The sequence below is a fragment of the Nocardia neocaledoniensis genome (genome assembly GCF_029868625.1).
Taxonomy (GTDB): Bacteria; Actinomycetota; Actinomycetes; order Mycobacteriales; family Mycobacteriaceae; genus Nocardia; species Nocardia neocaledoniensis_A.
In genome coordinates this window covers 1-23,623 of sequence record NZ_JARWOJ010000128.1, presented here as the reverse complement: position 1 = coordinate 23,623, position 23,623 = coordinate 1, and the positions used below count along the sequence as shown (strand labels likewise).

Sequence of the window (23,623 nt, the reverse complement as noted above, 5' to 3'; positions counted from 1 at the left end):
GGGCCACGCCGATGCCGTAGGGTGCCCGCCGTGCCGCCATCCGCCCTCCGCGATCGAAAAAGGGAACGAACCCGCCGCGCGATTCTGCTCGCCGCCGTCGGATTGTTCGAGGCCAGAGGCTATGAGGAGACGACGGTGGCGGAGATCGCCGCCGAGGCCGAGGTCGGCACGCGGACCTTCTTCAACTACTTCGCCAGCAAGGAAGAACTGCTCTTCCCCGAACCCGACGAGCGGGTGCGCGCGGCCGTGGCCGCCATCGCCACGCGGCGCCCGGGGGAGCGACCGGTGGAGGTGCTGCTGCGGGCCCTGCGCGCCGCGGGCGACAACCCCGGCGAACATCTCGTCGACGACCTGAACGGCCGCATCGCCGCGCTGCGCGCCCAGGTCTCGCGGACCGTGCCCGCGGTGAGCGGTCGCGCCGCGCACGCCCAGCTGGTCGCCCAGCGTGAGATCGCCAGGCAGCTGCACGCCGCGTTCCCGCACGAGCTCGACGAGGTCGGTGCCGCGGCGCTGGTCGGCGCCGTGGTCGGCGCGGTCTCGGGGGCACTCACGGTGCTGTTCCAGCAACCCCACCAGGGGATCGAGGACGGCGAGCGCCTGCACCGCAAGATCCACGAGACCACCTCGCGGGTCCTGCAGCCGTGGCTGGCCGCCTCGGCCGAATCGCGGAACTAACCGAACTGCTGCAAGCCCAGCCGCACCACCATCACCACGACCACGACCAGCAGCACGATCCGCACGAACCCGGCGCCCTTGGCCAGGGCCATACGGGAACCGACCAGCGCACCGGCCACATTCGCCACGGCCATCGCGGCGCCCAGGCCCCACAGGACGTGCCCGGTCGTGCCGAGGAACAGCAGCGCGCCGACATTCGACCCGCAGTTGATCACCTTGGCCATCGCCGCGGCGCGCACGAACTCGGTGCCGAGCAGGGTGGCGAAGGTGATGATCAGGAAGGTGCCGGTGCCGGGGCCGAGCAGGCCGTCGTAGAGGCCGATCAGCCCCGCCGCGAGGGCGACCACGAGAATCACCTTGCGCCGCGTCGGCGGGTGGGTCGCCATCGTCATCCCGACCGAGGGGCGCAGTGTCACGAACACCGCCACCGCGACCAGCACCACCATGACCAGCGGGATGAACAGGTCGCGGTCGATCAGGGAGACCGCCGCCGCGCCGCACGCCGCGGTGATCGCCGCGATCACCGCGCCCGGGATCAGCACCTTCCACTGCATCGGCACCTTGCGCGCGAAGGTCAGCACCGCCGTCGCCGTCCCGGAGAGCGCGGCCAGCTTGTTGGTGCCCAGCGCGGTCTGCGGGGCGATGCCCGGCGCGACCAGGAACAGCGTCGGCAGGATGATCAACCCGCCGCCGCCGACGACCGCGTCGACCCATCCCGCCGCGGCCGCGGCCACCAACAGGACCGCCCAGTCTCCTAATTGCACCCGGTAAGGCAATCAAGATCGCGAGCGGAAAGCCAGTCGATTCATGTCGGGGCGCGGCGGCGCGCGCCACTCGTGCCAAGCTGGTCGGGTGCGCCGGTTCAGTCTGTGGCTCCGCGGACGGCCCATCGTCGCCGATTCCGTTCTCGCCGCCTGCCTGCTGGTCTTCGACGCCGCGGGCGTGGGCGACGAACCACACAAGGCCGTCTACCTGGTCTTCTCGGTGATCCTGCCGCTGCCGTTGATCCTGCGCCGGGTGTATCCGCGCGCGGTGGCGGCGGTGATGTTCGCGCTGTCGCAGGTGTGCAGCATCACCGGCTACGTGCTCGGCCAGGACACCTCCGATCACGTGGCACTGATCGGGTTGGGTGTGATGCTCTACACCCTGGTCGCCTATGTCGGCAGGCGCGAGGGACTGATCTACCTGGCGTTCCTCGGCGTCGACGTCGTGACCTCGGTGCTGCTGCTCGGTACCCCCGAGGGCGGCGACCTGATCCTGGTCGCCGTGATCTACGCCCTGTGCTGGACCCTGGCCGAGTTCAACGGTGCCCGCCACGCCTACGACGCGGAGGTCGCGGCCCGCCTGGCCGTCGCCGACTACGACAAGGAGCGCCGCGCGCACGAGGCCGTGGCCGCCGAGCGCACCCGCATCGCCCGCGAGCTCCACGATGTGGTCGCGCACGCGGTGAGCGTCATCATCGTGCAGGCCGACGGCGCGAAGTACGCGCTGCGCCAGGACCCGGACGCCGCCGAGCGCGCGCTGGCCACGATCTCGGGCACCGGCCGCGACGCGCTGCGGGAGCTGCGCCGCACGGTCGCCCTCCTGCGGACCGAGCACGCGCCCGAACTGCTGCCCCAGCACGGCAGCGCCGGGATCGCCCGGCTGGCCGAGATGATGCGCGACGCCGGACTGGCCGTCGACCTGGAACTGACCGGCGAACTCGACGACATCACCCCCGAGGTCAGTCTCGGCGTGCACCGCATCGTGCAGGAATCGCTCACCAACACGCTGCGGCACGCGGGCGCCAGCCCCAAGGCGGTGGTCCGGGTGCACCGGCGCGCGGACGAGATCCGGATCGAGATCGTCGACAGCGGCGGCGTTCCGGTGGTGGACACCGGGATCCCCGGCACCGGGATGGGCCTGGTCGGCATGCGCGAGCGGGTGGCCGTGCTCGGCGGCACCCTCAGCGCGGGCCGCACCGAGGACGGCCGCTGGCGGGTGCTGGCCACCCTGCCGCTGCGCGCCGAAGCCGACTGATCCGCCCGCTAGGGTGAGGCAATGCCGATCAGCGTGCTCGTGGTGGACGATCAGGAACTCATGCGGATGGGCCTGAAGATGGTCCTCGGCGCGCACCCCGACATCGAGGTCGTCGGCGAGGCGGGCAACGGCGACGAGGCGGTGCTGCGCGCCACCCAGCTGCGCCCCGACGTGGTCCTGATGGACGTGCGGATGCCCGTCGTCGACGGGGTCACCGCGACCGGCCGCATCGTCGCCGCGGGCGACGGCGTGCGCGTCCTCGTGATGACCACCTTCGACCTGGACGAACACGCCCTCGGCGCGCTGCGCGCCGGAGCCAGCGGCTTCCTGCTCAAGGACACCCCGCCCGAGGACCTCGTCTCCGCCATCCGCAGCGTCGCCGCGGGTGACGCCGTGGTCTCCCCGAAGGTCACCAAGCGCCTGCTGGACCGGCTCGTCGCCGAGGACCCCGCCGGGCTGCGCGACCCCGGCATCCTCGACGTGCTGACCGCCCGCGAACGCGAAGTCCTCGAACAGATCGCGGCGGGCCGCTCCAACGCCGAGATCGCCGCCGCGCTGTTCCTGTCGGAGGCGACCGTGAAGACCCACGTCGGCCGCGTGCTGACCAAGCTCGGCTTGCGGGATCGGGTACAGGCGGTGGTGCTGGCCTACGAGACCGGCCTGGTGCGCCCGGGGGGCTGAGCGCGCCCGGGAGAAAAATCGGGCGCTCGCGCGTTGAGTGGAGTAGATCGTCCGAAAGGATCGCCATGACCGCCCTGCTGTTCGTGCTCTACCTCGTCGTCGAGATCGCCGCGTTCGTCGGCCTCGCCCAGCTGATCGGCGCGGGCTGGGCCCTGGTGGTGCTGCTCGCGATCTCCGGTGCCGGCCTGCTGCTGCTCGGCGCGCAGGGAAGGCGGGTCTTCGACCGGTTCCGCCGGGCCGCGCGCGGCGAGGTCACCGCGGAGAGCGCCGTCGCCGACGGCCTGCTCGTCGCCACCGGCTCGGTGCTGCTGTTCGTCCCCGGCCTGGTCACCGGCGTCGTCGGGCTGCTGGCGCTGTTCCCGCCGACCAGGGCGCTGCTGCGGCCGGTGTTGGAGAAGCTGGGCACCCGCCGCTTCGGGCCGCTGCCCTCCTTCGCGCCGTCGCCGTACCGCGGTGTCGTGGTCGACGCCGACGGTGACGTGGTCGACGGTGACGTCGTCGGGCAGTGGTACGACGACGGCCACACCGGCCTTCGGCCCGCGCTCGGACCGGGTAGGCCGCAGGATGCCGCGCCGTGGCGGTGAAAGGTCTACAGTGTGCCGATGGCCACCGAGCAAGTCACCATCGAGGTGAGCGCGGAACTGGCCGACGCGGTGCGTAGGGCGAGTGCCGCTGCCGGACAGTCCATGTCGGATTTCACGGTCGCCGCGTGGCGACTCGAGCTGATCGCCGTCGAAGCGGGCGGACACACTCCGGAAGGGCTCCGCGACGCCGACGTGTGCGCCGTCCTGTCCCTGCCGACCTGACGATCGGCCGATACGGCAGACTGGGTCACCGTGAGTACCCAGTTGCTGATCGGCGGTCGTTTCTACAGTTCCAGCTCCCCGGACGCGACCGCGATGGCGGTCACCGACGGCACCGTGGTGTGGCTCGGCGCCGAGGCGCCCGGCCGGGCGATGCATCCCGACGCCGAGATCATCGACGTCGACGGCGCGTTCGTCGCGCCGGCGTTCGTCGACCCGCACGTGCACGTCACCGCGCTGGGCCTGCAGCTCATCGGGCTCGATGTCCGCGGCGCCGCGTCGCTGGCCGAGTTGCTCGCCGCGGTGCGCGCGCACGCCACCGCGCATCCCGACGGCGTGATCATCGGTGAGGGCTGGGACGACACGGCCTGGCCCGAGCAGCGTCCGCCCACGGTCGCCGAGCTCGACGAGGCCGCCGGACCCGGTCGGCTCGTCTACCTGGCCCGCGTCGACGCGCACTCGGCCGTGGCCTCCTCGGCCCTGCTCGACGCGGCCGGGGACCTCGACGAGGGATACCGCCGCGGCGAACCCCTCCGCGCCGACGCCCACCACCGGGTGCGCACCGTCGCCCTGGCGAAACTCGATGCCGCGCACCGTGACCGGGCCCGCGCCGCGGCGCTGGACGCCGCCGCCGCGCACGGTATCGTCGCCGTGCACGAATGCGCGGGGCCCGACATCTCCGGTCGCGACGACCTGCGGGAACTGCTCGCCTTCGAGCACGGTGTCGAGGTACGCGCGTACTGGGGCGAGGCCGTGCGCACCGCCGGCCAGGCCCGCGCGCTGGTCGAGGAACTCGGCGTCGCCGCCCTCGGCGGTGACCTGTTCGTCGACGGCTCGCTCGGTTCGCACACCGCGCTGCTGCGCGAGCCCTACGCCGACGCGGGCGGCTGCGGCAAGAACTTCCTCGACGGCGACGCGGTCACCGCGCACCTGCGGGCCTGCACGGAGGCGGGCATCCAGGCCGGCTTCCACGCCATCGGTGACGCCGCCATGGACCTCGTCGTCGCCGGATTCGCCGCCGTCGCCGCCGAACTCGGCGGACCCGCCGTCGCCGCGCGCGGGCACCGGGTCGAGCACGCCGAGATGACCGACGCCGCCGCCATCGAGCAGCTCGGCGCGCTCGGGGTGATCGCCTCGGTGCAGCCCGGCTTCGACGCGGCCTGGGGCGGCGCGGACGGCATGTACGCCACCCGCCTCGGCGCCGAGCGGGCGGCCACCCTGAACCCGTTCGCCGCCATGGCCGCCGCCGGCGTCTCCCTCGCGATCGGTTCGGACGCGCCGGTCACCACGCTGAACCCCTGGAAGCAGGTCCGGGCGGCGGTGCACCACCGCACCCCCGGTCACGGCCTGTCCCCGCGCGCCGCCTTCGCCGCCGCCACCCGCGGCGCCTGGCGGGCGGGCGGGGTGCGCGACGGTGTCGCGGGCACCCTGGTCCCCGGCGCCCCCGCCTCCTACGCGGTCTGGGACGCGGGTGAGCTCGTCGTCGCCGCGGCCGCCGACACCGTCCAGCGCTGGTCCACCGACCCGCGCTCGCGGGTGCCCGGCCTGCCGCGCCTCGACCCGGGCGCGGACCTGCCCACCTGCCTGCGCACGGTGCGTGACGGCGTCACCATCTACTCGGCCTGACCGGCATGTCCCGCGCCGCCTCGACCGCCGGTCGTCCGGCGCGGGCAGGTGGCCGGGGCGCACGGCGGGAGCCGGCGGACCTCGGTCCGGCGCTCGGCTCTCGACCACCGCGTGTCTCCCCGAGGGGGACGCGAAGACCGGCGGCGTGCCCGGCCGTCTCCGCCCGCGACGAATCATGGAGTCCGACAGAATGATCCATCCCGCCACCGAACCCGGCCCGGACGCGGCGACCGGCGCCACGGCCGCCGCGACCGTAGCGTCGGGGCCCGGCCGGTACGAGATCCTGTGGCGGATGCTCGCCGCGACCGCGGGCGGGCTGCTGTTGTTCGCGAGCTTCCCGCCCCGGCCGTGGTGGTTTCTGGCCCCGGTGGCCGTGGCGTTGCTGACGGTGGCCGTGCGCGGGCCGGGCAAGCTCCGTGGCGGCTTCGGCTACGGCATGCTCGGCGGGCTGGCGTTCTTCGTGCCGTTGCTGCCGTGGACGGGCATCTACGTGGGGCCGGTGCCCTGGCTGGCGCTTTCGACGACCTGCGCGGTGTATTTCGGGCTGTGGGGCGTGCTGGCCCGCAGGCTGGGGGAGCTGCCCGGCTGGCCGATCTGGGTCGCCCTCGCCTGGACCGCGACCGAATGGGCGCGCTCGAGCTTCCCCTTCGGCGGATTCCCCTGGGGCCGTATCGCTTTCGGCCAGGCCGACGGCTGGTATCTGCCGCTGGCCGCCTACGGCGGCGCCCCCCTGGTCGGCTTCGCGGTGGCGCTGACCGGTACCGCGCTCGCGGCCCTCGGGCTGCGCGTGCGCGCCTGGATCGCGACACCGGCGCCGCGCGTGCGCGACCGCGCCACCCGGGTCGGATTTGCCACGGCCGCCGCCACTGTGGCTATCATGCCCCTCGCCGGAGTGATCCTCCGGCCGACGCTGCCCGCCCCGGACGAAGGCACCCGGTCGATCACGGTCGCCGCGATCCAGGGCAGCGTGCCGCGGCTCGGACTCGATTTCAACGCGCAGCGGCGCGCCGTGCTGGACAACCACGTCCGGCGCACCGAGGAGCTCGCCGCCGCCGTCGACCGCGGTGCGGCGGCCCGGCCGGATGTGGTGATCTGGCCGGAGAACTCCTCCGATATAGATCCGCTGCGCAACGCCGACGCCGCCGCCGAGATCACCGAGGCCTCGGAGCGGATCGGCGCGCCGATCCTGGTCGGCGCAGTCCTGGTGAACGGTGATCGCACGACCACGAACTCGGTGATGGTGTGGAACGGCGCCGCGGGGCCGGGCGACCGGCACGACAAGAAAATCATCCAGCCCTTCGGTGAGTATTTGCCGATGCGGAGTTTCTTTCGGTTGTTCTCGTCCTACGCCGACCAAGCCGGACATTTCGTACCGGGAAATGGTGACGGTTCGGTAACGGCCGCCGGAATTCCGATCGGTGTCGCCACGTGTTACGAGGTCGCGTTCGATCGGGCGTTCCGGCAATCGATGGACTCGGGCGCTCAATTGCTCACCGTGCCGACGAACAACGCGACCTTCGGGCTGAGCGAGATGACCTACCAGCAACTCGCGATGTCCCGGGTCAGGGCGGTCGAACACGGCCGCGCTCTCGTGGTCGCGGCAACCACCGGGGTCAGCGGAATCATCACCGCGGACGGCACGCTCACACAGCGAACCCGGCAACTCGACCCCGCCGCGCTGGTCGCCCAGCTACCATTGCGCGACACGGCGACGATCGCGACACGGATCGGCGCGGCGCCCGAAGTGGCGTCCGTTATCCTGACCGCGATCGGCGTGGCGCTGACGTTTTTCCGGCGTCGCCGAGTGAATCAGGCGCAGGTTTCGCGAAGCTCGCCGAATTCTGAATAAGCGGTTTGTTTCAACCCGGGGGAAGCGGCCGAAAGTCGCCGTCATAGGGGTCCGATCCACAGCGCTCGAAACAAATCCACATCGGTAGCCATCCGGCTGCCCCAGTACTCCGAATCAATGGGCGTGGATAGCCACGCCCTGGGCCGTCGTGTGCCCGGGCGCTGCTCGGGGAGTTGCGACACAAGGCAGAACGGAGTGCTTGATGAGTTCATTGGCCACCGACCGCGTCAGCTCCAGCGTCACCGACGACGATTCGGGCCAGCCGTTCGCTCTCTCGCCCGGTCAGACGGCCTTGTGGTACGCGCAACGGATCAGGCCCGATATCCCGCTCACCATCGCCCATTACGTCGAGCTGCACGGTGATCTCGACGTCGGCCGGCTGCTGTACGCGGTCGAACGCTACGGCGCGGAATCACAAGTGGGACACGTGCGTCTTCTCGAGATCGACGGCGTCCCGCACCAGCGGGTCGACCTGGGCTGGCGGCCGGGCTGGGCGCGCATCGACCTGCGCGGTGAGCCCGACCCGCGCGCGGCCGCGCTGCGCTGGATGAACGACCACGCCAGCACGCCCATCGACATGGAGCACGAGCCGCTCACCGTCAATGTCGTGTTGCGAATCGGTGACAAGGACTGGTTCTGGTACGAGCGCGGTCACCACATCGTGATCGACGGGTACGGCGCGATGAACGCGCTCTCGCGGACCGCCGAGATCTACACCGCCGTCGGCGAACAGCGCGAACCGTCGGTCTCCCGGGCCGCCGCGCTCGTCGACCTCTACGCCGACGAGTCCCGCTACCGCGAATCCAGCCGCTTCCTGGCCGACCGCGAGTACTGGATGGCGCAGCTCGACGGCGTCGGCGAGCCGATGACGCTGTCCTCGGTCACCGCCACCGGCGACACCCACGATCCGGGACGTCATCGCGCCACCGCGGTGCTCGACCCCGACCTCGACACGCTGCTCACCGAGGCGATCACCACGCACGGCTCGGCCAACTCCGCGCTCATCGTCGCCGCGCTCGCCGCCTACGTGCGGACCGTCACCGGTGACCCGGATGTCGTACTGAGCCTGCCGGTTTCGGCGCGCACCACCGTGGCGCTGCGCCGCTCGGCGGGCGTGGTGTCGAACGTGGTCCCGCTGCGCCTGCGCTTCGACGACGACACCACCGTCGCCGACGTGGTGCGCCAGACCGAACTGCAGATCACCGGCGCGCTACGGCACCAGCGCTACCGCTCCGACGACATCCGCCGCGACTGCGGCTACTCCCGCGACGCGCGCGGCTTCTTCGGGCCGATGGTCAACATCATGCTGTTCCACGACGAGCTGAAGTTCGGTGACATCGCCGGCCAGCTGCACGTGCTGGCGACCGGGCCGGTCGAGGACCTCTCGATCAACATCTACAACGGCGACGGCGGGCGCATCCAGCTCGACTTCGAGGCCAACCCGAAGCTCTACGGCGAAGCCGAGGTGGCCGCGCATCACGGCCGCTACCTCGACTTCCTCGCCCGCTTCCTGGCCGCCGATCCCACCACGCCCACCCGCGCGCTGGCCGCGATCACCGAGGCCGAACGCGCGACGGTGCTGCGGGAGTGGAACGCCACCGAGATGCCGGTCCCGACCGGCACCCTGGTCTCGCTGTTCACCGACCAGGTGCGTCGCGGCCCGGGCGCCGTCGCGCTCGAATTCGGCGACAGCGTCGTGGAATACGCCGAACTCGACCGCCGGGTGAACCAGCTCGCCCGCGAACTCGTCGCCCGCGGCGCCGGCCCGGAGACCACCGTCGGGGTGTGCCTGCACCGCAGCGTCGAGCTGGTCGTGGGCATGTACGCGGTGCTGGCCACCGGAGCCGCCTATCTGCCGCTGGACCCCGAGCACCCGGCCGACCGCATCGAGGCGGTCGTGTCGCAGGCGCGCCCGGTGTGCGTGCTCACCGCCGACCGCGACCAGGTGCGCCTGCCCGCCGGGGTGCCGCGGCTGGATCTCGACACCCTCGATGTGAGTGGCCGCGACGCTGGCCCGCTCACCGACGCCGATCGGCGCGCTCCGCTGCGCCCCGAGCAGCTGGCCTACGTCATCTTCACCTCCGGGTCGACGGGCAAGCCCAAGGGTGTCGGCGTCACCCACGCGGCGATCGTCAACCGGTTGCGGTGGATGCAGGCCGAGTATCCGCTCGACCGCACCGACGCTGTCCTGCAGAAGACCCCCGCCACCTTCGACGTGTCGGTCTGGGAGTTCTTCTGGCCGCTGCAGGTGGGCGCCCGCCTGGTGATCGCCGCGCCCGGCGGGCACCGCGATCCGGCCTATCTGGCCCGGATCATCACCGAGAAGTCCGTCACCACCGCGCATTTCGTGCCGTCCATGCTGTCGCTGTTCGTCACCGATCCGCGGGTCGCGGGCGGGGCCGGGCTGCGCCGGGTGTTCTGCAGTGGCGAGGCGCTGCCCAGCGCCACCGTCGCCGACTTCCACGCCGCGCTGCACGGTCCCGACGGCGGTCCTGAGCTGCACAACCTGTACGGCCCCACCGAGGCCGCGGTCGACGTCACCTACTGGCCCTGTTCGGCCGAGGCCACCACGGTCCCGATCGGCTCCCCGGTCTGGAACACCCAGACCTATGTCCTCGACCCGCAGCTGCGGCCCGTGCCACCCGGTGTCGTCGGTGAGCTCTACCTGGCCGGCGCGCAACTCGCGCGCGGGTACCTCGGCCGTCCCGACCTGACCGCCGACCGGTTCGTCGCCAACCCGTTCACCCCGGGGCAGCGCATGTACCGCACCGGTGACCTGGCGCGCTGGCAGCTCGACGGCGGCATCCTGGAGTACCTGGGGCGCACCGACTTCCAGGTGAAGGTCCGTGGGCTGCGCATCGAACTCGGCGAGATCGAGTCCGCGCTGCTGGCCCAGGACGGCATCGCCCGCGCGGTGTGCGTCGCCAGGACCGGCCGCACCGGTGACGACGAACTCGTGGCCTACGTGGTCGCCGCACCGGGCGCGCCCGCGCCCGAACCCGCCGCGCTGCTCTCGGCCCTGCGCCGTGGGCTGCCGTCCTACATGGTCCCCTCGGCGCTGGTCGTGCTCGACGAGCTGCCGCTCAGTGCCAACGGCAAGGTCGACCGGAAGGCGCTGCCCGAACCCGAGATCGGCATCCGGGTCACCACCGGCGCCGCCGCGCCGCAGACCGAGCTGGAATGCGCGCTCGCCGAGATCTTCACCGAGGTCCTCGCCCTGGACGGCACCGCGATCGGCGTGGAGGACAGCTTCTTCGACCTCGGTGGCAACTCGCTCGTCGCCGCCCGCGCGGTCGCGCGCATCAACACCATCCTCGACGCGAACCTCACCATCCGCGAGCTGTTCGAGGCCTCGACCATCGCCGCGCTCGCCGGGTACCTCAGCACCCACCGGTCCGAAACACCCACGCCCAAACTGGTTCCCGCGGTGCGCCCCGAGCGGGTGCCGCTGTCGCTGGCCCAGCAGCGGCTGTGGATCCTCAACCGGTTCGCCGAACACGCCGCCGCCTACAACATGCCGCTGGCCCTGCGCCTGACCGGCCGGCTCGATCTGGCGGCACTGCGGGCGGGCCTGCGCGACGTCCTCGAGCGGCACGAGAGCCTGCGCACCAGCTTCCCCGAGGGACCGGACGGCGCCTATCAGCTGATCCATCCGGCCGCCGCGGTGGAACCGGACCTGGCGCCGATCGACGTGGCCGCCGCCGACCTCACCGACCTCATCGGCGAGGTCACCGGCCGCGGCTTCGACCTGCGCACGCAGACCCCGCTGCGGGTGGCCCTGTACCGGATCGGCGCCGAGGATCACCTGCTGCTGGTCGTGCTGCACCACATCAGCGGAGACGGCTGGTCGGTCGCTCCGCTGGCGCGCGACCTCATGGTGGCCGTCGCCGCCCGCGCCGAGGGCACCGCACCCGCGTGGACGCCGCTGCCGGTGCAGTACGCGGACTTCGCGCTGTGGCAGCGCGCGCTGCTCGGCGAGGAGACCGACCCCGACGCGCCGCTGGGCAAACAGCTCGGCCACTGGCGCGACACCCTGGCCGGGCTGCCCGATCAGCTCGATCTGCCGCTGGACCGGCCGCGGCCGCTGCAGCGCGGGACCCGCGGCGACACCGTCGAATTCACCATCGACGCCGAGCTGCGCCGGGCCGCGGGGGAGCTCGCCACCAGTCACGGGGTCAGCATGTTCATGGTGCTGCACGCCACCCTGGCGACGCTGCTGTCCCGCCTGTGCGCCGGCGGCGACGTCACGATCGGTACCCCCATCGCGGGCCGCTCCGACCCGGCGCTGGACGAACTCGTCGGCATGTTCGTCAACACGCTGGTGCTGCGCACCGAGGTCGACCTCAGCGCAGGCTTCGACCGGATGCTCGACCTGGTCCGCGAGACCGACCTCGACGCGTTCGCCAACCCCGACGTGCCGTTCGAGCGGCTCGTCGACCTGGTGAACCCGGACCGCTCGACCGCGCGGCACCCGCTGTTCCAGGTGATGCTGTCCTACGACCGCACCCCCGACCTGCGCGTCGAACTGCCCGGTGTCACCGCCGAGCTGGTGCCGATCGAGGCGGGCGTCGCCAAGTTCGACCTGCAGCTCGAGGTCCGCGACAACCACGACGACGGACCGCTGCACGCCGAATTCGGCTTCGCCACCGACGTATTCGATCGCGGCACGGTCGAGGCGATCGCCCGCCGGTTCACCGCGCTGCTCGCCGCGGCGGTGGCCGACCCGACCGCGCCGACGGGTGACCTGAACCTGCTCGACCGGCGCGAGATCGCCCGGCTGGTGCCGGTCGCCGGCGCCCCCGCCGAACCGGCCGGAACCCTGGCCCGCCTGCTCGGCGACACCGCGCAGCGGCTCCCCGACTCGGTCGCCGTGCGCTATCTCGGCTTCGACACCACCTATCGCGAGCTCGACGAACGCTCGAACCGGGTGGCGCGCAGCCTCATCGCGCACGGCGCGGGCCCCGAGACGGTGGTCGCGGTGGCGTTGCCACGCAGCCTCGAGTCCATCGTGGCCATCTGGGCGGTGGCCAAGTCCGGCGCCGCCTACGTGCCGGTCGACCCCGCCTACCCGGCCGAGCGCATCGCGCACATGATCGGCGATTCCGGCGCGATCCTCGGGCTCACCCTGCCCGAGCACCTCGCCGCCCTGCCCACCACCACCGGCAAGCACCGCAGGGCGCCGGAATGGCTGGTGTTCGGCACCGCCGACTTCGAATCCGACTGCGCGCGCCGCTCGGCGACACCGGTCACCGACACTGACCGCAGGCATCCGATGCGGCCGGGGCAGCCCGCCTACCTGATCTACACCTCGGGCTCCACCGGGACACCGAAGGCCGTCGTCGTCACCCATGCGGGCATCGCCTCGCTCGCCAGCGAGCAGACCCAGCTGTTCAAGGTCACCGATGCCGCGCGGACCATGCACTTCTCGTCGCCGAGTTTCGACGCCTCGGTGCTGGAACTGCTGCTCGGTTTCGCCGCGGGGGCCACCATCGTGGTCGCCCCGGCCGACCTGTACGGCGGCGCGGAACTGGCCGCGTTCCTGCGCTCGGAGCGGATCACCCACGCCTTCATCACCCCGGCCGCGTTGGCGACGGTGCCCGCGGGCGAGTTCCCCGAGCTGGGCACGGTGATCGTCGGCGGTGAGGCCTGCTCGGACGAGCTGGTCGCCGCCTGGGCGACGAAGTACCGGATGCACAACATGTACGGCCCCTCGGAGGCGACCGTCGCGGTCACCGCCAGCGCCGCCATGGTGGCGGGGGAGCCGGTGCCGCTGGGCGCGCCGGTGCGCGGCATGCGGCTGTTCGTGCTCGACGCCCGGCTGCGGCCGACGCCGCCGGGCACGCCGGGCGAACTGTATGTCTCCGGGCCGGGTCTGGCCCGCGGTTACCTCGGCAAGACCGGCCTGACCGCGCAGCGCTTCGTCGCCAATCCGCACGGCCGGGTCGGCGAACGGATGTACCGCACGGGCGATCTCGTGGTCTCCGACGCCACCGGCAGGCTGCGCTTCCTCGGCCGCGCCGACGACCAGATCAAGATCCGCGGCTTCCGTATCGAGCTGCGCGAGATCGACCACGTGCTGCGCGAACACCCGGGGGTGCGCTCGGCGCTGACCGTCGTGCACGTCGACGACCAGGGTCAGCAGCGACTCGCCTCGTACGTGACCGCCGATCGGCCGGTCGAACCGGCCGCCGTCCTCGACACCGCGCGCGGCAGATTGCCCGGCTACATGGTGCCCGCCGCGATCGCCGTGCTCGACCGGATGCCGGTGACCCCGGCCGGCAAGCTGGACCGGAAGGCGCTGCCCGCACCGGAATTCACTGTGTCCACCGCGACGAGGGCGCCACGCACGCATCTCGAGATGCGTGTCGCTGCGGTGTTCACCGAGATCCTGGGCCGCCCGGTGCCGGGCGCGGAGGACAGCTTCTTCGAGATCGGCGGCAACTCGCTGCTGGCGACCAGGCTGGCCGCCGCACTGCACGCGGACTTCAGTGTCGACCTGCCGGTCCGGCAGATCTTCGAGGCGCCGACCGTGGCCGGGATCGCCCAGCTGATCACGGAAGCGCCCCGGACGCAGCGGGTGGCGCTGGCGGTACACACCCCACGCCCGGGACGCATACCACTGTCGCTGCCGCAGCAGCGGCTGTGGTTCCTCAACCGATTGTCCCCCGAATCGAGCGCCTACAACATCGCATTCGTCTTGCGAATCGGCGGAGATCTGAACGTCTCGGCCCTGCGCGCCGCCCTCGCCGACCTGGTGGAGCGGCACGAGGTGTTGCGCACGGTGTTCCCGGAGGACCTGTCCGGTCCCCAGCAGGTCGTGCTGCCCGTGCCGGGGAACGTGCCCGCCGTCGAGGTCGTCGACAGCGATCCCGACCGGGCCCGCGACGCCCTGACCGCCCTGGCGCGGCAGGGATTCGACCTCACCACGCAGACCCCGCTGCGCGCCGAGCTGTTGCGCGTGGCGCCCGGTGAGCACCTGCTCGGCGTCGTCCTGCACCACATCGCCGCCGACGGCTGGTCGCTCGGCCCGCTCACCCGCGATCTGGCACTGTCCTACGTCGCCCGTTGCGGCGGAGCGGCACCGGACCGGGCGCCGCTGCCGGTGCAGTACGCCGACTTCAGCCTCTGGCAGCGCGAAGTCCTCGGTGCCGAGGACGACCCGGACAGCATCGCCGCCACCCAGCTCGCGCACTGGCGCGAGGCACTGGCCGAGCTGCCCGACGAGTTGCCGCTGCCGTTCGACCGGCCACGTCCGGCCGAGCCGACGGGCGAGGCGGGCAGCGTGCGGTGCGAGATCTCGGCGCCGCTGCAGCACGCGATGCGGGAACTGGCGGCCGAGACCGGCGTCAGCCTGTTCATGGTGGTGCGCTCGGCGCTGGCGGTGCTGCTGCGCAGCGTCACCGGCGGCCGCGACATCCCGCTCGGTACGCCGGTCGCCGGGCGGACCGACATCCAGCTCGACGACCTGGTCGGCATGTTCGTCAACACGCTCGTGCTGCGCTCCGACGTCGACCCCGGCCGCAGCTTCGTCGACCTGCTGCATGCCGACCGCGACGACGAACTCGCCGCGATCGCCAACTCCGATCTGCCGTTCGAACGCGTCGTCGACGCGCTCGGCCGCGACAGCAGGGCGGCCAACCGGCACCCGCTGTTCCAGGTCGCGCTGAGCATGCAGGACGAGGGCGCGCCCGAGCTGGAACTGCCGGGCCTGCGGCTGGCCGCGGAGGAGCTCGACATCGCCCGCGCCAAGTTCGATCTCGAACTGCGGGTCTCGCCGGACGGCGACCGGCACCGTTTCGAGTTCGTCTACGCGACGGAACTGTTCGACGCCGCCACCATCGAGACCATCGCCGTCCGCTTCCAGCAGATCCTGCTCCAGGTGACCGCCGATCCGCGGCAGCTGGTGTCCGAGATAGAGCCGCTGACCGTGGCCGAACACCGCGCGCTGGTCCCGGCGCTCGGTCCGGCCGTGGTGACGCCGGTGGTACTGGCCGACATCATCGAACGGGCCGCGACCAAGTTCGCGCACCGGCCCGCGCTGCGCTGGTTCGAGGGTGGCAGTGTCGCCGGGGCGGTGGGTGAGCTCGACTACGCCGAGGTCGGCGTCCGGTCGCATCAGCTCGGTCGCGCGCTCATCGCCCGCGGTATCGGCACCGGCGACCGCGTCGCCGTCGGTCTGACCCGTGGCCTCGAGTGCGCGCTGGCGATCTTCGGTGTCGCGGCCAGCGGCGGCGCGTTCGTCCCGGTCGACCCGCGCTACCCCGCGGATCGGGTGCGGCACATGCTCACCGACTCCGGGGCCAGTGCTGTGCTCACCACCAGGGCCGATGCCGAGGCGTTGCGCTCGGCGGCGGGCGAGCTCGACACCCAGTGGCTGCTCGTCGACGACGAGGACCTGCTGGCCGAGCTGGCCTCCTACGACGGCGCGCCGATCACCGACGCCGAGCGGATCCGCCCGATCCGGCCGGCCGACCTGGCCTATCAGATCTACACCTCGGGTTCCACCGGTCTGCCCAAGGGCGTCACCGTCACCCACGGTGGCCTGGTGAGCCTCGCGGTCGACCTGCAGGAGCGGATGGGCCTGGACCGCTTCGCCCGCACGTTCTTCTTCTCCACGCCCAGCTTCGACGTGTCGGTCCTCGACCTGCTGCTCGCGGTCTGGTCCGGCGCCGAGATGGTCATCGGCCCGATCGACGTCTACGGCGGCGACGAACTCGGTGCCCTGCTGGAGCGAGAGGACATCACCCACACCTTCCTCACCCCGGCGGTGCTGGCCTCCATCGACGCGGGCCGCTGGCCGCTGCCGCACCTGCGTGGTCTCATGGCCGGTGGCGAGGCGGTCCCGCCGGACCTGGTGGAGAACTGGGCGCCCGGTCGGCGGTTCGTCAACGCCTACGGTCCCACGGAATTCACCGTCATCGCGGCGATGTCGCGGCTACGAGTCGGGGTGCCGGTGACCATCGGCACGCCGGTGCGCGGAGCGCGGGTGCTGGTGCTCGACGAGCGCTTGCGGCCGGTCGTCACGGGGGTGCCGGGGGAGCTGTATCTCGGCGGCGCGGGCATCGCGCAGGGCTACCACGAACGCTTCGGCCTCACCGCCGGTCGCTTCGTCGCCGACCCGTGCGGTCCCGCCGGCAGCCGGATGTACCGGACCGGCGACGTCGTGCGGTGGACCGCCGACGGCGAGATCGAATACCTGGGCCGCAGCGACCACCAGGTCAAGGTCCGTGGCTTCCGGATCGAGCTCGGCGAGATCAGCGCCGTGCTCGGCAGCCACCCCGCGGTCCGCTTCGCCCACACCGAGGTCCGCCGGATCGCCGGCGATGACCGCATCGTCGCCTGGGTCCAGCTGGCCGACGGCACCGACCCGGCCGAGCTGGCCGCGGTGCGCGCGCGGGCCGTGGCCCGCCTCGCCGGGCACATGGTGCCCGCCTCGCTGAACCTGATCGACCGGGTTCCGCTCACCCCGGTCGGCAAGCTCGATCGCTCGGCCCTCCCGGAGCCCGAGTTCACCGCCACCGCGGGCCGGGCGCCGCAGACCGCGTCCGAGCGTCTGGTCGCCCAGGTCTTCGCCGACCTGGTCGGTGGCAGTGAGATCTCGGCCACCGACAGCTTCTTCGACATCGGCGGCAACTCGCTGCTGGCCACGCAGCTGGTCGCGCGGCTGGCCGCGGCCAGTACCGTGCGGCTCGAGGTGCGGACCGTGTTCGCGTCACCGACCGTCGAGGAACTGGCCGCGCTCATCGATGCGGGCCCCTCCGGTGACGAGCGCCGCCCCGACCTGGTGCGGCGCGATCGTCCGGAACGGATCCCGCTGTCCGCGGCGCAGCGCAGGCTCTGGTTCCTCAACCGGTTCAACGCCGGCGCCGAGGGGGAGAGCCAGTCGGCGGGCGCCTACAACATCCCGGTCGTGTTGCGCCTGCACGGGCCGATCGACCTGGATGCGCTCATTGCCGCTTTGCACGCGGTGCAACGTCGGCACGAGACGCTGCGCACGGTGTTCCCCGAGAGCGCGGGCGAGCCGGAACAGCTCGTGCTCGACCCCGAGATCGGCGCGGTCACGCTGTTCCACGCGACGGCGACGCCGGACGACGTGGACGGCGCTGTCACCCGCTTCGTGACGCCGGGCTTCGACCTGTCGTCCTCGGTGCCGATGCGGGCGGCCCTGATCACCGTCGACCACACCGGGCTCCCGGTGCCCGCGCAGGCCAAGCTGGCCGTCGCGGGATCCAAGGAGCACGTGCTGGTCCTGGTCGTGCACCACATCGCGATGGACGGCTGGTCGCTGGAACCGCTCGCGGCCGAGGTGGCCGCCGCCTACCGCGGGATCAGGGCGGGCGAGGAGTTCGGTGAGCTGGTCCCGGAGATCCAGTACACCGACTACACCCTGTGGCAGCAGGAACTCCTCGGTACCGAGGACGACCCGGACTCGCTGATCAGCAAGCAACTCGCGCATTGGCGCGGCGTGCTCGACGGGCTGCCCGAACTGATCACCGTCCCGGCCGACCGGCCGCGTCCCCCGGTGCCCTCCTACCGTGGCGGCACCGTGGACTGCGTGGTCGACGCGGCCACCCACCGCGCGCTGCGCGGGATCGCCACGGCGAACAACGTCAGCATGTTCATGGTGTTGCACGCGGCGCTGGCGGTGCTGCTGCACCGGGTCACCGGCGACGACGACATCGCCGTCGGCACCGCGACCGCGGGCCGTGGCCACCCGGCGCTCGACTCGATGATCGGCATGTTCGTCAACACCCTGGTGCTGCGCACCGAGGTGAGCGACGAGCGCGCCTTCGTCGACCTGCTGCGCTCGGTCCGCGACCGCGATCTGGACGCCTTCGCCAATGCCGACATGCCGTTCGAGCGGCTGGTCGAGGTGCTCAACCCGGCGCGCTCGCAGTCGCATCACCCGCTGTTCCAGGTGATGCTGTCGGTCCGCAACACCCCGGTGCGGATGTTGGAACTGCCCGGCCTGCGCATCGAGGCGGTCGACGCTGACGCCGGGATCGCCAAGTTCGATCTGCAGTTCACGTTCACCGAGACCCAGACCACCGAGCGCGTCGGCGACGGGATCGGGCTGTCGGTGAACTACGCGGCCGACCTGTTCGACGAGGTCACCGCGCGCAGGCTGGGTGACCGCCTGGTGCGGCTGCTCACCGCGGTCGCGGCCGACCCGAACACGGCCGTGGGCGATCTCGCGCTGCTCGACGCCGTCGAATGGACCGCGCTGGCACCGGTGCACGGCGCCCGCGCCGACGTCCCGGTCGCCTTCCCCGCGGTGTTCGACGCGGCGGTGGCCAGGGCCAGGGACGGGGTGGCGCTGAGTTCCGGCGACACCGTCGTCACCTACGACGCCCTCGACCGCTGGACCAACCGGCTGGCCCGGGTCCTCATCGGGCAGGGTATCGGGCCGGAAAGCCTGGTGGCCCTCGGCATTCCGCGTTCGGTGGAGTCGGTGGCGACGATGCTCGCCGTCGCCAAGGCCGGTGCGGCGTTCGTGCCGGTCGACCCGAACTACCCCGCCCAGCGGATCAGCCACATGCTCACCGACTCCGGCGCGGCGGTCGGGCTCACCCTGCTCGCGCACCGCGACCGGCTGCCCGGCGACTGCCGCTGGCTGGTCCTGGACGACCCGCAGACCCGCGCCACCGTGCTCGGCACCGACGACGCGCCGATCACCGACGCGGACCGGATCCGGCCGCTGCGGGTGGCCAACCCGGCCTACATCGTCTACACCTCCGGCTCCACCGGCACCCCGAAGGGCGTGGTCGTCACCCACGGTGGCATCTCGAACTTCGCCGCCGAGTGCGCCGACCGCTACGACGTGCGCCCGGGCAGCCGGATCCTGCACTTCGCCACCCCGAGTTTCGACGGCGCCATGCTCGACATCCTGTTCGCGCTCGGCGGCGCCGCGACACTGGTGATCGCGCCGACCGGGATCGTCGGTGGCGAGGAACTGCGGCAGCTCTACATCCGCGAGCGAATCACGCATGCCTTCGTCACCACCGCGGCGCTCGGCACCGTCGACCCGACCGGGGTGCACTCGCTGGCGCACGTGCTCGTCGGCGGTGAGGCGCTGCCGCCGGATCTGCTGGCGCGGTGGGCGCCCGGCCGCAACTTCTACAACGTGTACGGGCCCACCGAGACCACCATCGTCACGCTGATGCCGCAGCCGATGAGCCCGCAGGGGCCGATCACCATCGGCGGCCCCATCCGCGGCGTCGCGGCCACCGTGCTCGACCGGCGCCTGCATCCGACCCCGATCGGGGTCACCGGCGAACTGCAGCTCGCCGGTTCGGCGCTGGCTCGCGGCTACCACAACCGGCCGGGGCTGACCGCCCAGCGGTTCGTCGCCAATCCCTATGGCGCGCCGGGCGAACGGATGTACCGCACGGGCGACCTGGTGCGCTGGCGCGACGGCGCGAAGTCGGCGCTGGACGTGGAGTACGTCGGCCGCACCGACCATCAGGTGAAGGTGCGCGGATTCCGCATCGAACTCGGCGAGATCGACGTCGCGTTCGGCCGCCACCCCGATGTCGAGTTCGCGCTCACCATCGGGCACAAGACCACCGCGGGCGCGACGGCACTGGTCTCGTACGTGAAGGCGCGGGCAGGCCTCGCGCCGACGGTGCGGGAACTGCTCGACCACGTCGGTGCGCACGTGCCGAACTACATGGTCCCGCAGTCGGTCATGCTGCTCGACGAGGTGCCGCTGAACCCGGTCGGCAAGCTCGACCGGGCCAGGCTGCCCGAACCGGTCTTCACCGCGACCGAGGGCTACCGCGCGCCGGTGACCGCGGCCGAGGTGGCGCTGTGCGCGGTCTTCGCCGAGGTGCTCGGGGTGGAACGGGTCGGCGCCGACGACGGGTTCTTCGAACTCGGCGGCAACTCGCTGCTGGCCACCAAGGTCGTCGCGGCGCTGCGCGAGCAGGGCTACGACATGCCGGTCCAGCTGATGTTCGGCGACGCGACCCCGGCCGCGATCGCGGCCCGCCTCGACGGGGCCGACGTGAGTGCGGCGATGGCGGCGGCCACCGGACCGGTCCTTCCGATCCGGCCGTCCACCGGCCCGCACGACACCCCGCTGTTCTGCGTGCACCCGGCGATCGGCCTGTCCTGGTGCTACGCGGGACTGCTCGCACACCTGGCGCCGGGGCGCCCGGTGTACGGCCTGCAGGCCCCCCACGTCTCCGGCGACGAACGCTTTACCTCCATCCCCGAAGCCGCCGGACACTATGTGGCTCATATCAAGTCGATCCAGCCGCACGGTCCCTACCACCTGCTCGGCTGGTCGCTCGGCGGCCTGATCGCGCAGGAGGTGGCGGTGCAGCTGCAGGACGCGGGGGAGGACGTCGCCCTGCTGGCCATGCTGGACAGCTACCAGCTCGGTGACCGCTGGCTCGACACCTCGATGCCCAGCGTCGCCGACATCCTCGGCGAGTTCGGCGCCGACGTCCTCGGCGGGGCACCGGTGCCCGCCGACATCGACCTGCACGAAGCGGCGGATCTGTTGCGGGCACAGCCGGGCCCGTTCGCCGCGCTCTCGGTCGAGAACCTCGAACGGCTCTACACCGGCTACGCCGACGGCACGGTGATGGCGAACCGGTTCCGGCCCCGCACCTTCGACGGTGATCTGCTGTTCTTCACCGCAGCGGCGGACGAGATCAACGCCGCCGATCCGGCCCGCCGGGCCGAGGCGTGGCAGCCGTTCGTCACCGGCAACATCCACAACCACGACCTGCCCTGCAGGCACGCGGCGATGACGACGCCGGAATCGCTGGCGGTGATCGGCCCCGTGCTGCATCGCCACCTCGACGCCGTCCCGGAGATCACCGTGTGCGGCGGCGGCCAGAAGGAGATGCGTCCGTGAGTTTGGCGGTAGAAGTACGCGGCCTCGCCAAGAGTTACGGCAAGGTGCGGGTACTGAAGGAGATCGACCTGGAGATCCCGGCGGGCACCGTGCTCGGCCTGCTGGGGCCCAATGGCGCGGGCAAGACGACGACCGTGCGGATCGTCACCACGCTGTTGCGCCCCGACGCCGGCTCGGTCCGGGTCGCCGGGATCGACGTGCTGGCCGACCCGGCCACCGCGCGGACCAGGATCGGCCTGTCCGGCCAGTACGCGGCGGTCGACGCGAACCTGACCGGCTACGAGAACCTGCGGATGGTGGCCCGCCTGTACGGCATGTCCCGCAAGCAGGCGGTCGAGCGGGCCGAGCAGTTGCTCACCGCGCTCGGCCTCGACCATGCGGCGGGCCGCAGGGCCGGGACCTATTCCGGGGGCATGGCGCGCCGGCTCGACCTGGCGGGCGCGCTGGTCGCGCGGCCGCCGGTGGTCGTGCTCGACGAGCCGACCACCGGCCTGGACCCGCGTGGTCGGCTGGACATGTGGCAGGTGATCGGTGAGCTCGTCGACGACGGCACCACCGTGCTGCTGACCACCCAGTACCTCGAGGAAGCCGACCTGCTCGCCGACCGGATCACGGTGATCGACAAGGGCACCGTGATCGCGCGCGGCTCGGCCGACGAGCTCAAGACCTCGATCGGTGGCGACCGGCTCACCGTCACCCTGGCGGCCGGGCAGGACTCCGCGCCGGCGATCTCGGTGCTCGGACAGGTCGGTCTCGGCGAACCCATCCACGAACCGGGCAGCGACGAAGTGTCCGTGGTGGTCGGCAACGGTTCGCGCACCATGGTCGAGGCGCTGCGCCGCCTCGACGACGCGGGCGTGTGCGTCGTCGACGCCGTCGTCGTCCGGCCCACCCTCGACGACGTGTTCCTGTCCCTCACCGGCACCCCGGCCGAACCGGCCGTCGAGCCCGAAACCGACGATGTGCAAGAGGAGATTCTGTCGTGAGCGTGGCACCGGACGTCGCGGAAGATCCCGACACCCGCGATATGCCGATCCCGGCGAGTACACCGCGGCCCGCCGCTCCGGAGGGAGCCCAGCCGCGCGCCAGGTTCCTGCGCGACAGCGCGATCGTGGCGCACCGCAACCTGCTGACCATCCTGCGGGTGCCGACGCTGCTGGTCACCGCGACGATCCAGCCGTTGATGTTCGTGTTCCTGTTCGCCTACATCTTCGGCGCGTCCCTCGGCGGCGATCAGTACCGCGAGTTCCTGCTGGCGGGCATCTTCACCCAGACGGTGGCGTTCAACGCCGCCTTCACCACCGTCGGCCTGGCCGGTGACCTGCAGAAGGGCATCATCGACCGGATGCGGACGCTGCCGATGTCGCGGCTGGCCGTGCTGATGGGGCGCACGCTGTCCGACCTCGTCGTCAACATTCTGAGCCTGGGCGTGATGGTGATCTGCGGCTACATCGTGGGCTGGCGCATCCACGGCAGTCTGGCCGACGCCGCGCTGGCGTTCGCCATCATCCTGCTGTTCGCCTTCGCGATGTCCTGGGTGGGCGCGCTGACCGGGTTGATCTCGCCGACGGTCGAGGTCGCGCAGAGCGCGGGCCTGATCTGGATGTTCCCGCTGTCGTTCATCTCCTCGGCGTTCATCTCCGCCGAGACCCTGCCCGGCCCGCTGCGCACCATCGCGGAATGGAATCCGATCACCGCGGTGTCGGCGGCCGGTCGCAAGCTGTTCGACAACGACGCCCCGCCGTCGTTCGCGCCCGCCACCGGCTGGGCGGCCGACAACTGCATCCTGTACGCGGTGATCTGCTCGGTGGTCATCCTGGCGACCGCGATGCCCGCCGCGCTGCTGCAGTACCGCAAGGTCGCCAGCCACTAGCGGCGCGGAACCACGCCCGGCCCCCCCCCCCACAAGGGGGGGGGCGGCGGTGGGTTCCGCCGTTGTCGGCCAGCCCGCCGGGGTAGCGTGGCCCGGGTAAATATGGCGGCCTCCTGTTTTCTTTGTCCTCACGGGGCGGGCCGGCCCCGGCGCCGGCCCGGGCTCAGGCTCGGGGCCAGTCCAGCAGCGTGCGCTCGAAGAGCCGTCGCACCTGTTCGACCTCGTCGTCC

General features: G+C 72.0%; 11 protein-coding genes. 10 read left to right on the top strand and 1 reads right to left on the bottom strand.

The annotated features are described in order from the left end of the window. The first annotated feature begins 30 nt into the window (after positions 1-30). On the top strand, positions 31-675 hold the full coding sequence (locus QH270_RS08935; RefSeq protein ID WP_432420322.1) for a TetR/AcrR family transcriptional regulator: 645 nt from the start codon (positions 31-33) through the stop codon (positions 673-675). Here QH270_RS08935 and QH270_RS08930 read toward each other — a convergent pair. Then, the gene (locus tag QH270_RS08930; protein ID WP_280340075.1) at positions 672-1,439 is read right to left on the bottom strand and encodes a TSUP family transporter; all 768 of its coding nucleotides are present in this window, start codon (positions 1,437-1,439) and stop codon (positions 672-674) included. The genes QH270_RS08935 and QH270_RS08930 overlap by 4 nt on opposite strands. Positions 1,440-1,527: 88 nt before the next feature. Between QH270_RS08930 and QH270_RS08925 the strand changes: the two genes are divergently transcribed. The 9 genes from QH270_RS08925 to QH270_RS08885 all read left to right on the top strand — a co-directional run bounded on the left by QH270_RS08925 (position 1,528) and on the right by QH270_RS08885 (position 23,393). Beyond that, positions 1,528-2,694, top strand: a complete 1,167-nt coding sequence (locus QH270_RS08925; RefSeq protein WP_280340073.1) for a sensor histidine kinase — start codon at positions 1,528-1,530, stop codon at positions 2,692-2,694. A gap of 21 nt (positions 2,695-2,715) precedes the next feature. After that, complete coding sequence (locus QH270_RS08920) at positions 2,716-3,375, top strand: response regulator transcription factor (protein WP_280340072.1); 660 nt, start codon at positions 2,716-2,718, stop codon at positions 3,373-3,375. A 65-nt stretch (positions 3,376-3,440) separates the two neighbouring features. Next, on the top strand, positions 3,441-3,959 hold the full coding sequence (locus QH270_RS08915; protein WP_280340070.1) for an FxsA family protein: 519 nt from the start codon (positions 3,441-3,443) through the stop codon (positions 3,957-3,959). A gap of 18 nt (positions 3,960-3,977) precedes the next feature. Further along, complete coding sequence (locus tag QH270_RS08910; protein ID WP_280340068.1) at positions 3,978-4,181, top strand: hypothetical protein; 204 nt, start codon at positions 3,978-3,980, stop codon at positions 4,179-4,181. A gap of 30 nt (positions 4,182-4,211) precedes the next feature. Continuing rightward, complete coding sequence (locus QH270_RS08905) at positions 4,212-5,804, top strand: amidohydrolase (protein WP_280340065.1); 1,593 nt, start codon at positions 4,212-4,214, stop codon at positions 5,802-5,804. A gap of 292 nt (positions 5,805-6,096) precedes the next feature. Continuing rightward, the gene (gene lnt / locus QH270_RS08900; protein ID WP_280340110.1) at positions 6,097-7,653 is read left to right on the top strand and encodes an apolipoprotein N-acyltransferase; all 1,557 of its coding nucleotides are present in this window, start codon (positions 6,097-6,099) and stop codon (positions 7,651-7,653) included. Between the two features lie 202 nt (positions 7,654-7,855). Then, complete coding sequence (locus QH270_RS08895; RefSeq protein ID WP_280340063.1) at positions 7,856-21,520, top strand: non-ribosomal peptide synthetase; 13,665 nt, start codon at positions 7,856-7,858, stop codon at positions 21,518-21,520. Continuing rightward, positions 21,517-22,506, top strand: coding sequence for an ATP-binding cassette domain-containing protein (locus QH270_RS08890; RefSeq protein ID WP_280340061.1), 990 nt, complete (start codon positions 21,517-21,519; stop codon positions 22,504-22,506). The genes QH270_RS08895 and QH270_RS08890 overlap by 4 nt, the downstream gene beginning before the upstream one ends. A 41-nt stretch (positions 22,507-22,547) precedes the next feature. Beyond that, positions 22,548-23,393, top strand: a complete 846-nt coding sequence (locus QH270_RS08885) for an ABC transporter permease (RefSeq protein ID WP_432420327.1) — start codon at positions 22,548-22,550, stop codon at positions 23,391-23,393. Positions 23,394-23,623 lie beyond the last annotated feature (230 nt).